Source organism: Ignavibacteria bacterium, from assembly GCA_041649015.1.
Taxonomy (GTDB): Bacteria; Bacteroidota; Ignavibacteria; order Tepidaquicellales; family Tepidaquicellaceae; genus CAIKZJ01.
Genome location: JBAZNU010000005.1, coordinates 55,658 through 68,975 on the forward strand (window position 1 = coordinate 55,658; position 13,318 = coordinate 68,975).

Genomic DNA, 13,318 nt, shown 5'->3' on the forward strand with positions numbered 1-13,318 from the left:
AAAGCATTTTCAAAGTAATATGGATTACAGTAGTCGGATTTTTAGACTTATCGAGTAATAAGTCTGAATGTATAAGAAGGTTGATCGGATTCGAATTCACCGAGGCGAACATAACAGTTTACTGATGAAACCAATTATAATATGAGGTGTCGATCGGATTCGAACCGATGCATAACAGTTTTGCAGACTGCTCCCTTAAGCCACTTGGGTACGACACCATTAAAATAAAAGCAAAGAGCGGGAAACGGGACTCGAACCCGCGACATCAACCTTGGCAAGGTTGCGCTCTACCAACTGAGCTATTCCCGCATAGAATACAAAATTATACTTTAAAATAACTTTTTTCAAGTCTTAAATGAATAATATTAGATGAGTGGAAATCAGTATAGCGGGCAAGAATACTACTAATTCTATTGCTTTTAAGGTAAAAATGTCTTAAAATTGATTTGCCATACATTGGATTTTAAAATAACATTTTTTATTAACTAAATAATAAATGCAATGAGAAAACTATTCGCTTTCTTAATGCTGGCAATTTTTGTCAGTATTAGCTTTGAGGGTTTTGCACAAACGGGTCCATGGACTTGGCAACACCCCTCACCACAGGGTAACACATTACGCTGGGTAAAATACTGGGACGCAAACAACTGGTATGCAGTTGGCTATGCAGGTACTTTTATGAAGACTACGAATGCAGGCACGAGCTGGACATGGACGCACGCAGCACACGGTTTATACGCTACTTCGGGTCAGCATACAAACATTTATCACGCTCATTTTTTTGATCAAACAACCGGGTTAGCGTTTGGGTCAGCCAATTCAACTTCGGGTACAAATGGTATCTGGAGAACGACAAACGGCGGTACAAACTGGGATACAACAAGCATGACTCCTTACGTTTCGGGTACATTCTATTTTGCTTCATTTGTCAGCAGCACATTAGGATATGCCTGTGCAACGAGTGCTCCTTATGTTTTCCGCACAATAGACGGCGGAATGAGCTGGACGGGTGTGACTACAGCAGGAGGTTCATCATATGATATTCACGCATTTGACTCATTGAATATCATCGTTGCTTCATCATCAGGTAACGTCAGGAGAACAACAAATGGAGGTGCTAACTGGACAGCAATTTCAACAGGTACATCAGCGACATTGTACAGGATATTATTTGCAGATGCAAACACAGGCTATGTTTCCGGATCATCCACAGCATTCAGAGTAACAACAGATGCAGGATTAACCTGGACAACCCCTGCAAACTCAGGATTAGCAGCTTCAACGTTTTACGATATTGATATAAAATCAACAGCAGTTTCAACGAACAAATTAGATGAAAGTTTTGACGACGTTACATTCCCGCCAACAGGCTGGAGTTCAGTTAACGTACTCGGTACGAGTGTTTGGTCACGTTCTACAAGCCAGTTTCATTCGGGTGCTGCAAGTGCATATATTTCCTATCAATCAACGGGAGGTGACGACTGGTTAATTACCAAAAAAGTAAATGGTATCGTTGCCGGTGACTCATTAGTATTTTGGTGGAAAAATGCATTTTCGGCACAATATCCTCCAGATTCTTTGTACATTAGAGTATCTACGACTGATTCAATGCCGGCGAGTTTTACAAATCTGATTGCAGGATTAAATACAGCAGATACTACAGTTGCTCCTTACACATGGAAGAGATTCTCATATCCATTAAATGCTTATGCAGGTCAAAATATTTATGTTGCTTTCCGTCATATTAACGACGATGGCAATGGCGGTTATCTTGATGACGTATCAATAGGAGCACAGCTTCCGCCAGTAATGTCATCAAACATATATTTAACAGGTAACAGTTTTAGTGTATATAAAACAACTGACGTTGGTGCAACATGGACAGCAATTGATTTTCTAGGTCCTGTTTCTTCACAACCATGGACAAGCACATATTATTCCACCGATATGATTCCAGGAAATAATGAAGACTTTATTACCGGTGGAGCATTTGGTTTGTTTAACAAAAAATCTACGACAAACACAGTATATACATATTTAATGAAACCCGGAGCGCACAATGACGTTTGGGCGGCAAGTTCAACGGGTACGGTAATTGCAGTTGGTGCACCGACAGTAGCAGGTTCATCTTTCGATCAGATAGTAAGGTCAACAAACGGTGGTACAACATGGGAAGTTGTTCCTTATTCAGCTACATCTACAGCCGCTTTTAACTGTATTCAGATGATTGACAATAATACTGGCTGGATTTGCGGTACGCGAGGTGGCGTTTATAAGACAACAAACGGTGGATTGAACTGGGATTCAGTGGTAGTTGATGGTTCAACAAGTTCTGTTACTTTCCGTAAGGTAGATTTCGTAAATGCCAATACTGGCTGGTTATTCTCTACCTTTACAAATACAGTATCAGACTCTGCAACAATTTGGAAGACGACTAATGCCGGTGCAAACTGGACTAGGCAATATTTAGTTCTATCAGGCTCTAGCAGAGGCGTTTATGGTGCAGACATGGTCAGTGCAACACACGGTACGCTTGTTAACTACACACCGAGACCATATCATACCACAGACGGCGGTGATACGTGGACCCTTGATACATTAGCGGATACATTTGGTGGTTACCTTTATGATGTACAGATGTTTACACCGACTTTAGGCTATGCAGTTGGAAGCAGCGGCAAAGTTTACAAAACAACAAACGGTACATTCTGGGATACACTATCAATTCCGACAAGAAGTTATACGAACTACAGTATTTATATGATAAGCCCGAGTGCGGGTTATATTGCCGGATCATCAGGAACCGCATTTGCAACAACGGATGGCGGAGCAACATGGACACTATCGAATACAAACGGTGCGACTATGAATGATGTATACGTAACTTCGGATACAAAGGCATTTATAGTTGGTTCAAATGGATACATTTTAAAGAACAACAATATCCTTACCGGAATTGCAGGCAACCAGGGTGCTGAATTGCCATTAAAGTATTCGCTTGAGCAGAACTATCCAAATCCGTTCAATCCGACAACTACAATCAAGTTCTCATTACCGAAGGCCGGAATAGTTACGTTAAAGATTTATGACGTAGCAGGCCGCGAAGTTATGAGACTCATCAACAATCAGAATATGAACGCAGGATATCAGACACAGCTGTTTAACGGCTCTATGATGTCTTCCGGTGTTTATTTCTATTCACTGCTTGTTGATAATAACTTAATAGCGACAAAGAAGATGGTTCTCGTAAAATAAGAATCAAATTTTTCAATCCAGTTTGTAAGGGCTGGAAATTATAATAAAAAGGTGCCGGTGAAAACCGGCACCTTTTTTATTGGCAAAAAGTTACATCCACAGTTTTTCACTTTATTAAGAAGGATGTAAGAACAAAATATGCGCACTTTATGCGCACTTTATGCGCACTTTATGCGCACTTTATGCGCACTTTCATGTAAATAATGTACTATAAAAGAGTTTTCGAATTTAAAAATGTATAGATATTCCGGTAAAAATTTCAAAATTATTTCATTTTGACAGATAAGCTTATTAACATATTTCGAGAATAATGACATAGTAAGATAGAATTATTTCAATTTTCTTATTCGATATTTTTATTTACTTTAGATATATGTTCTCAAAAAGATTGAATATTAATGTAGAACCGAATGAGCTGACACTTCTTTATTATGCAAAGAGGAAATACAATGAGAGGATTATTGATTTGACGTCAACGAATCCGACGAAGTTGGGTTTTAGTTATGATACAAAGCAGATTGTAAAGCATTTTATAGATGAAAGGTCGCTTGTATATGAACCTGACCCGCAAGGATTGCTTTCAGCAAGAGAAGAAATAGCTGTATATTATACTGAAATCGGGAAATATGTACATCCTGAAGACATATTTATTGTTCCGAGCACGAGTGAGGCTTATTCATATTTATTCAAGCTGCTGCTTGATTCTGATGAGGAGGTACTAATACCTCAGCCATGTTATCCGCTCTTTGAGTTTCTTGCGAAACTTGACATGGGCAGGGTTGTTTATTATCCATTGGTATATGATTACAGGGACGGGTGGACACCGGATTTTAAAGTGCTTGAGAAGAAGATAACTTCGAAAACAAAAGCAATATTAATTATAAATCCAAACAATCCCACCGGATCATATTTAAAGAAAGATGATTATAAAAGATTCAATATGTTATCTGAAAAGTACAATCTTTCGCTGATTGTGGATGAAGTTTTTTCGGATTACGAAATAAGTGCGGCTGAAACAGCGTTGAAATCAGCGGCAGGAACTGAAAGTAGTATGGCTTTCATACTTAACGGTTTTTCAAAGATGCTGGGTTTACCTCAGATGAAATTCGGATGGATATTGATACAGGGTGAGGAAGGGAAAAAGCAAGAAGCAATAAAGAGGCTTGAAGTAATAGCGGATACATATCTTTCGGTTGCTACACCGATACAGTATGCTGCAAAGATACTATTTAAAACGAGGGAAAAGATACAAGAAGAAATAAAACAAAGAATAAGTCGAAACTATGATTTATTAAAGACAAAGTATCTTTTAAATCCTGATATTAGGGTGTTAAATTGTGAGGGAGGGTGGTCAGGAATACTAAATTATGAGAATCTGTTGATTCCGGAGGATGAGTATGTGTTTAAGCTGCTGGACACGAAAAATGTATTAATACATCCAGGATATTATTATGATTTCTTTACGGAGGGCTATGCGGTTTTAAGTTTGCTGACAAAACCAGAAGAAATGGAGGAAGGGTTAGACAGGATATGCGGTTAAAAGGTGAACAATATAAGTGAACAGGGAGCAAAACAATGAAAAAAGTGTTCAAAAAACGTGGATTTTGAAAGAAAATAATTCGTATATATGTTGAAATATTGGAATATTCAAAGTATTTTTAAAAAGTAATTAAAAGAAGGAGTTAAATTGACAAAACTACGGTTAGCGGTACTCGCAGTTTTGTTTTCATTCACGTTTAGTGGTGTGTTTGGTACAACAAATTTGAGCAATGTCTCAAATTCAACGACTGAACAGACTTCTAATCAACAGAAGAAGAAAACAAAGAAGAGTACAAAGAAGAAGAAATCTTCGGGAAAGAAAAAATCTACAACAAAGAAGAAATCAACTTCAAAGAAGAAATCAACTTCAAAGAAGAAATCAACTTCGAAGAAGAAATCAACTTCGAAGAAGAAATCAACTTCGAAGAAAAAATCTACAAAGAAGAAGAACACAAAGTCAAAGGGCAAGAAGAAGAGTTCAAAGAGAAAGACGACAAGAACTACAACGACTACTCCAAGGACATACACGCCGAGTGACAACAACGGAAACACATACACTCCTCCTAAAAAGTATGAACCCGAGAAAAAAGATTCAGAAAATCAAGGCAGAGAGTATAACCGCGAAGAGAAGACTTCTGAATCACCGGTTAAGAAGGAACCAAAGAAAGAAGAAAGCGGTAATAATTAATTTGTGTTTTTCGGATTTCGAGAAATTAAAACCCGTCGTAAGACGGGTTTTTTCGTTTAGTGATACTTCGAAAAATTAGTGAAAGAGATATAGAGAATACTCTTCCAAGCAAGAGCTTAAGAAAGAGGTGAAAAATTCAAGTTTAATATGAAAGAGGCTGACCTTTTGGGGCAGCCTCTTTTTATTTAGTGTCACATTTAAAAATTAGTGAGAGCGATATGGTAATTAAACCTTCCCAAGCAAGAGCTTGGGAAGGAGGTATAAAATCTGATGTTAAATTATTTTACGAGCATCATTTTCTTAGTAGCGTGGAAAGATTCAGATTTTAGTGTATAAAAATAAACACCGCTAACGAGTTTTGATGCATTGAAATTGATAGTGTATTCACCTGCCTGTCTGAATTCATTAACGAGAGATGAAATTTCTCTTCCGAGTGCGTCGTATATTTTGAGAGAAACAAATCCGTTTTTAGGAATAGAGAAACGAATATTTGTGACAGGATTAAAGGGATTCGGATAATTATCATACAGCTTGTATTCACCTGGAGCTGAGTTAAATTCATTTCCAATACCTGTTAGTCCTGACGGATTATAAAGATCGATAAACTGGAAATTTGAAGCTGATGCGATTGTTCTAATTAAAGCCCCTGTAGTATCATCAATTTCATGAACACCGGTTCCGTTTGTAGCAAGATAGTTACCGTTACCGAGTTTATAAACACCACGATTTCCGGTTATGGCATTGAAAGTGTTTAAATACGTTCCTACGGAATCGAAGAATACGAGACCTGATGGAGAACTAAAGCCACATATTGCAATAATACCGCCTTGAAGTTTAATCATTTGCTGTGGAAAAGCGAGAGAAGAAGACGAAATAAATGTAGATAAGAATGTACCACTTAAATCGTATTTCTGAACATCATTCGTCCCGGAAGAATTACCAATCAGATATTCAGAATTTCTCTGTATGATATAAAACGGGCTGTTCAGAGTTCCTACCGGAATAAAAGCTCCCATAGGAACACCACCAGTATCAAAAAGCTGAATAGTATTCTGGTTTGCACCTGAGCCGACTGTAACGAGGAGTTTATTATCCGGTCTAAAGAAAACGCCTCTGATGTTATCTATAATAGACGGATTTGGGCCTCCAGTTGGAGCGTACGTTCTGATGAAGACGCCGCTTGTATCAAATTCCTGGACAGCATCGCTTATCTGGTCAGCAACCATGATTGTACCCCAAGGTGATTCAAATGCATGTCTTGGACTATTTAATGTCCCAGGTGTACTCGGTATAAAATCAGGGTCTATCAAATCACCCGTTTGAGAATCAAAAGCATAAACCTTGTCATTAGTCCATTCAGGAATCAAAAGCCAAAAGGAACTTCGACTTTGAGATGAAACCACAGGATTAAATAAACCACCAGTATTGTCGACTACATTTCCATTACCGTAATCAATTCTTGACTTTGAAAGGTCGAAGGATGAAACGATATCACTGTGGAAAGCAGTATAAGCTCCATTGTAGATATTGTACCTGTCAACGATAACAGTATAAACAACCTGTCCGTTCTCCACACCCTTAGCTTCAATGAATTTAAAATCTTCAGTATAAATTCTTAAAGGATGACCGAGAGTGGACGCTAATTGTTCTGCCTGTTTTTGTACAGCAGGGTTTAATTCTGCTCTTGTATAAACAGTATTAAAATCTTCGATTGGAGCTGTAAAACCAATTGCTGAAATTAACAGCAAAGCAACTAATGAGAGAGTTTTAAGTTTCATAATAATAAAATTAGTTTAACATAGTATTAATATAACAAATATTTACATAAATTAAATTATAATAAAATTCAATAAATAATTGTTCAAAATATACACAAAACATATCAGAAATTTTTAGAAAATTAATGTAAAAAATGATTTCTGTATTTAATGTAATTTTTTAATTGTTTATATTTAACATTTATGTTTTTATGAGAATTAGTATAAACTGGATTAAATCATTAATACCCGGACTTGAGATAACGTCTTATGAGGACCTGTTCAAAAGAATGGTTGATGCAGGTCTTGATATTGAATCGATAGAAAATGAAAAGGACACTTTTGCAAATTTTGTTGTCGGTGAAGTAGTTGAGACTTCAAAGCATCCTAATGCAGACAAACTGACATTATGCAAGGTTAATACAGGAAATAGTGTACTCTCAATAGTATGCGGAGCACCAAATGTTGAAGCAGGTCAGAAAGTTTGCGTTGCAAAAATTGGTGCTATTATACCTAATGGAAATTTCGAGATAAAAAAGGGAAAGATAAGAGGGGAAGTTTCAGAAGGCATGATTTGTGCTGAGGATGAGCTAAATCTTTCCGATGATCATACAGGTATAATGATTTTAAAAAATGATGCTGTACCGGGGACTGATTTTGCAGATTATTTAGGTTCGAATGATTGTTTTATGGAGATTGGTGTTACTCCGAACAGAGGAGACCTTTTTTCTCAGATTGGAATGGCGCGGGAAATTGCTGCAACATATTCGTTAAAGGCAAAATTACCCGAAGTCAGAGTAGAGGAGTCTAACGAATTTTCAAATGATTACATTGAAATAGAGATTCAAAATGATGAATACTGCAAAAGATTTACGGGCAGGGTTGTCAGGAATGTTACAGTAAAAGAATCTCCTGAATGGCTGCAAAGGGCTGTAAAATCGGTAGGACTCAGACCGATCAATAACATTGTTGACATAACAAATTATGTGATGATGGAGACAGGTCAGCCGCTGCACGCGTTTGATTATGACAAAATAGCGGGGAAGAAAATAATAATAAAAACTGCAAAAGAAGGAGATAAGTTTACAACTCTTGATTCAAAGCAGAGAATACTAAATGATAAGTCGCTAATGGTCTGCGACGGCGAGAAGGCATCGGCAATAGCAGGGATAATGGGAGGTGAGTTCTCAGAGATATCGACTAATACAAAGAATGTACTTATTGAAGTGGCTTATTTTGATCCTGTAGCGATAAGAAAGAATTCAAAGAAACTCGGACTTCAGACCGATGCATCACAGAGATTTGAGCGAGGAGTTGATATTGAGAATATTCCGTACGTATCAGACAGAGCGGCATCTCTTATGCATGAAGCAGCAGGCGGAACCGTATTAAAAGGAATCGTTGATGTTTATCCGAAAAGATTCGAACCTTTAACGGTACCTGTGAGAAAAGAGCGCTGCGACAAAATTACGGGAGTAGAACTATCTGAAGAAGAAATAAATAATATGCTTGAAAGCATAGAAATTTTATTTGTTAAAAAGGAAGATGACAGACTTTATTTCAGAATACCTGAATTCAGGAGAGAGGACCTTCAGAGAGAAATAGATTTGATAGAAGAGATTGCGAGACTATACGGATATTCGAATATTGAAAATGATTACCGGTTTGTTTTAGACGTATCGAAACACGTTGATTATAATGATAAATACCAGAAATTTTTAAACACTGTTAAAGAGTATTTCATTGGCAGAGGATTTAATGAGATTATTACATACTCACAGCAGGATGATAATAAAATATCAGGATTCGGAATAAAGCCTGTAATGCTGGAGAACCCGAATTCAGTACTTATGAATTCGATGAGGGTAAACCTATTTTACGGGATGCTTACAACAATCATAAACAACATCAACCTTATCGGGAAGGATGTACCTCTTAAGCTTTTTGAATCAGGGAAAGTATTTAAGGATTCGGGGGATAAATTTGATGAAGAAGACCATATATGTTTCGGGATAAGCGGTTTTTACGACAACAAATCATTTGAATTGACGGGCAGGGATTTTGATCTATTCGATTTAAAGGGGGAGCTTCAAATGTTTCTCTCAAAATTGAATATTGAAAGTGATGAATTAATTTATTATAATGCAGAGGATAAGGATTGCTGTTTCGATGTTTTTCTAAAAAAAGAAAAGATTGGGAGGATTTTTGTTTTAGATAAACAAAATCAAGCAGTGATTGAATCAGAAAACAGTATATACATAGCGGAGTTAGATACGAAGGCACTGTATAAGAAGTCAGAAGTTGAGAAGCGTTATGAAGAGATATCAAGATATCCTTCTGCAAAAAGGGATCTTGCATTATTGGTAAACAAAGAATCAAATTACGAACAGGTATTGAAGGTAATGAAAGAGGCAGGCGGACATTTTCTGAAGAAGACGGAGTTGTTTGATGTATTTGAAGATAAGAAATTAGGTGACGGAATCAAGAGTATGGCATTCTCTCTTGAGCTTGGGTCGCAGGAAAAAACTCTGACTGATGAGGAAGTAACAAAGGTCATAAAAAAGATAGTAAAAAATTTAGAAAATAAGCTCGGAGTTAAATTAAGGTCAAATTAAATTCAAAGAATGGACAGTAAATCTGAATTAAACAGAGAAGAAATAATAAAACTGGAAGGGCTTCTGGCGGTATCGTATGAAAGTTTATCTAACAAAGTCAAAGGACTGATAGAGAAATACAACAATGCCAGCACGGAGAATCATTCACTAAAAGAAAATATAAAGGACCTGAACAATAAAATCACAGAATTGAAGCTTCAGTTAAACAAATTGGATTCGGACACAATAAATAAGGATAAAGAGATATCCGAATTAAAAAGCATGCTGTTAAACTCTGAAAATGACAACACGAGTATAAGAGATAAAGAGTTAGTAAAATCGAGATTAAAGGAATTAATCTCGAGAATTGATGTTCATTTAGAACAATATGAAGATCAGTCAAAAGATTTTGAAGACTGAAAAGGCTGGTAAACTAAAAAATCAAAATGAAAAATTCAGGTATTAAAGTAAAAATATTTAACAGTGACTATAACCTGCTGGGAGAAAACCCACAGGAAGTGGAAAGATACGCCAAGTATGTAGATATGATCATGCAAAGGATTAACTTTCAATCACCGAACACATCCGCTGAGTCGATTGCGGTTGTTACTGCCCTAAATATTTCCGAATCTTACTTTAAAGAGAAGGATATGAGAGTAGATACAGAGCAATCATACATAGCGAACCTGAAAACGAGTACGGAAAGATTTGATTCATTATCAAAACTTATAGACGACAGTTTATAATAGTTCTTTAACATAATAAACAATGTAGATTTTAACCGCAAGCCAGCCGAAAAAATCAAACATTATATAGAACCATCAAATTTCTATAAGCTGGGAGGTAAGCTCTCACAGGTGCTAGGTCAGGCCTTATTCCTTCGGGAAATGTTCTCTGTCTGCGGACGGAAAAAGGGCATCATTGGAAGACCGCGACACTTTGGCGCCCCCCACTGTTTGCTACTAAGGTTTCTATATAACCTTTGACGGTGACTTGCGGTTTTTTATTTTTAATAAACAACATTTAAATAACAAAATAACATAATAATATGCCGGAAATGGAATTATACATATTGCTTCCAATATTAGTAGTTTTATGTCTTATAACATTTTTCCTCGGATGGTACATTCAGGTAAAGATAAATAAGAGTAAAGTTGACGGAGCAGAAAACGTTGCGAAGAAAATCTTAAAGGATGCAGAAACAAAATCAACAGAATTAGTATCAGAAGCTGAAAAAAGAGCAAAGAACTTCAGAATAGAAGCAGAAAAATCTGCTCACAACCTTAAGAAGGAAAAACTTTTAGAAGTTAAAGATGAATTCTACAAACGCAAACAGAAATATGACGAGGAAGTAAGGTCAAGAGAAAAAGAAATTGGTGAAATAGAAAAAAGAATTAAAGCTGATAAAGAAGCAGCAGAAAAGATAAAGAACGATTTAATTACGAAGGAAAAGAATGCACAGCAGGCACATGCTGAATACACAGCAAAGCTAAAGGAATTTACGGAGAAAAAGAATCAGGTTGACAAAATGGAAGAAGAAGTCAATAACCTGATAAACGAGCAGAAATCAAAGCTACAAAGAATATCGGGACTGAGCGAGGAAGAAGCAAAGAACCTGCTTTTTGACTCTTTAATGAACAAAGTGAAGCTTGAGTCAGCGCAAAAGCTTCAGGAAGTAAGGGAACAGACAAAGCTTGATGCAAATAAGATATCTAAGAACATCGTTATACAAGCAATACAAAGGTCGGCAGTAGACCATTCAGTTGAAACGACAGTGAGCGTACTTCAGATATCATCGGATGAGCTGAAGGGAAGAATAATAGGAAAAGAAGGAAGGAACATAAGAGCGTTCGAGGCTGCGACTGGTGTAGATATAATAGTAGATGATACACCTGAGGCAATTATCATATCAGGGTTTGACCCATTCCGCAGGGAAATTGCAAGGATTGCAATGGAGAGATTAATCACTGACGGCAGAATACATCCAGCGAGGATTGAGGAGGTTGTACAGAAGGTTGAGAAGGAACTGAATGAAGAGATTATAAGAGTAGGGGAGCAAACGATACTGGATATGGGAATGCAGGGAGTTAATAGAGATATTGTTACTCTTATTGGAAGGATGAAATACCGTTCGAGTTACGGACAGAATGTATTAAACCATTCAATAGAGGTTGGACATTTAGCCGGAATAATGGCTGCAGAGCTGGGACTTGATGCACAGATGGCAAAACGAGCAGGACTTCTACACGATATAGGAAAAACAATTGACAGAAGCATAGAAGGACCGCATTCAATACTCGGATATGAGATAGCAAAAAGATGCAAAGAGCATCCGATTGTGTGCAATGCAATAGGTTCTCACCACGATGAGATACCTATGGAGCATCCAATTGCAGTACTTGTTCAGGCAGCAGATGCAATAAGCGGTGCGAGACCTGGTGCAAGAAGGGAATCTGTAGAAGCATATTCAAAGCGTTTAGAAAAGCTTGAAGCAATTGCGACATCGTTTGAGGGAGTATCCAAGACATATGCAATACAGGCAGGCAGAGAAGTGCGAGTAATAGTTGAGCAGGAAATAATAAGTGATACACTTCAGGACCAGCTTGCAGAAGACATTGCTCAGAAGATTCAGGAAGAAATGGAGTATCCCGGACAGATAAAAATAAATGTAATAAGGGAAAGAAGAAGTATTGCTTATGCAAAATAAAATAAGTAATATGGTATAACTCAAAATTTGTATCATGGGAATAAAATTTAAGAACAAAATATTAATCGGCATAACGGGCGGAATAGGTTCCGGCAAATCTGAAGTATGCAGGCTCCTTTCGAAGTACGGCTACAAAGTATTATTTGCAGATTTTATAGCGAAAGATTTATACAAGAAGGATAAAAATCTCGCCCGTAAAGTTGTAAAGGCTTTTGGAAAGGATATATTAAATTATAAAGGAGTAATTAGCCTTTCAAAATTAAAAGAAGTTGTTTTTGCAAATAAGAGCAACTTTAAAAAAATAAACGACATAGTCCATCCTACAGTAATTAAGCATCTGATGGAGTCGATAAAGGGTATAAAACAGAAGATTATCATAATAGAATCTGCTCTTGTGTTCGATACAGAATTTCACAAATATCTTGATTATGTAATTATGGTTTATTCGAACAAGAAGAACAGACTGCAAAGAATTATGCATAGAGACGGTGCAAAGAAGAAGGACATTGAAAGGATAATGAGTTTTCAATTAGATGAGAAAGAAAAAATAGAAAAATCAGATTTCGTAGTAGTTAACAACAAGCCTCTTGAAGCTTTAGAAAAGGATGTTGAATTCTTAAGTAAAGTTTTAAACCTTCTTAAATAGACTTTTTTAAAAAAATATTTTCTTATTAGGGGGGAAATATTTCACTTGATTATATATGATTTATTTATAACGTTGAATTTAGAGATACAGGATTAGAAAAAATATTCAAGCAATTAATTTGAATTTGTTTTT

The 13,318-nt window shown here is 36.6% G+C and carries 9 protein-coding genes and 2 tRNA genes; 8 read left to right on the top strand and 3 right to left on the bottom strand.

Annotation, left to right across the window (positions count from 1 at the left end):
* Nucleotides 1-144 precede the first annotated feature (144 nt).
* Both WC644_09510 and WC644_09515 read right to left on the bottom strand, forming a co-directional pair.
* Nucleotides 145-218: transfer RNA gene (locus WC644_09510), tRNA-Cys, on the bottom strand.
* Between the two features lie 18 nt (nt 219-236).
* A tRNA-Gly gene (locus WC644_09515) sits at nt 237-309 on the bottom strand.
* A gap of 192 nt (nt 310-501) precedes the next feature.
* Here WC644_09515 and WC644_09520 point away from each other — a divergent pair.
* The 3 genes from WC644_09520 to WC644_09530 all read left to right on the top strand — a co-directional run bounded on the left by WC644_09520 (nt 502) and on the right by WC644_09530 (nt 5,482).
* Nucleotides 502-3,255, top strand: coding sequence for a choice-of-anchor J domain-containing protein (locus tag WC644_09520; GenBank protein ID MFA5012172.1), 2,754 nt, complete (start codon nt 502-504; stop codon nt 3,253-3,255).
* 388 nt (nt 3,256-3,643) lie between these two features.
* Entirely contained in the window at nt 3,644-4,795 is a 1,152-nt protein-coding gene (locus WC644_09525) for a pyridoxal phosphate-dependent aminotransferase (protein MFA5012173.1), read from the top strand.
* A gap of 147 nt (nt 4,796-4,942) precedes the next feature.
* Complete coding sequence (locus WC644_09530) at nt 4,943-5,482, top strand: hypothetical protein (protein ID MFA5012174.1); 540 nt, start codon at nt 4,943-4,945, stop codon at nt 5,480-5,482.
* Nucleotides 5,483-5,760: 278 nt separating this feature from the next.
* Here WC644_09530 and WC644_09535 read toward each other — a convergent pair whose 3' ends face one another.
* Nucleotides 5,761-7,260 (bottom strand): T9SS type A sorting domain-containing protein, encoded by a 1,500-nt coding sequence (locus WC644_09535; protein MFA5012175.1) that lies wholly within the window; start codon nt 7,258-7,260, stop codon nt 5,761-5,763.
* 191 nt (nt 7,261-7,451) lie between these two features.
* Here WC644_09535 and pheT point away from each other — a divergent pair, with 191 nt between their 5' ends.
* The 5 genes from pheT (at nt 7,452) to coaE (ending at nt 13,186) form a co-directional block, all read left to right on the top strand.
* Nucleotides 7,452-9,854, top strand: coding sequence for a phenylalanine--tRNA ligase subunit beta (gene pheT, locus WC644_09540; protein ID MFA5012176.1), 2,403 nt, complete (start codon nt 7,452-7,454; stop codon nt 9,852-9,854).
* A gap of 9 nt (nt 9,855-9,863) precedes the next feature.
* Nucleotides 9,864-10,253, top strand: coding sequence for a hypothetical protein (locus tag WC644_09545; GenBank protein MFA5012177.1), 390 nt, complete (start codon nt 9,864-9,866; stop codon nt 10,251-10,253).
* Between the two features lie 26 nt (nt 10,254-10,279).
* Nucleotides 10,280-10,579 (top strand): cell division protein ZapA, encoded by a 300-nt coding sequence (locus WC644_09550; protein ID MFA5012178.1) that lies wholly within the window; start codon nt 10,280-10,282, stop codon nt 10,577-10,579.
* A 311-nt stretch (nt 10,580-10,890) separates the two neighbouring features.
* Nucleotides 10,891-12,540: a ribonuclease Y gene (gene rny, locus WC644_09555; GenBank protein ID MFA5012179.1), complete on the top strand. Its 1,650-nt coding sequence runs from the start codon at nt 10,891-10,893 to the stop codon at nt 12,538-12,540.
* 34 nt (nt 12,541-12,574) lie between these two features.
* Complete coding sequence (gene coaE / locus WC644_09560; GenBank protein MFA5012180.1) at nt 12,575-13,186, top strand: dephospho-CoA kinase; 612 nt, start codon at nt 12,575-12,577, stop codon at nt 13,184-13,186.
* Nucleotides 13,187-13,318 lie beyond the last annotated feature (132 nt).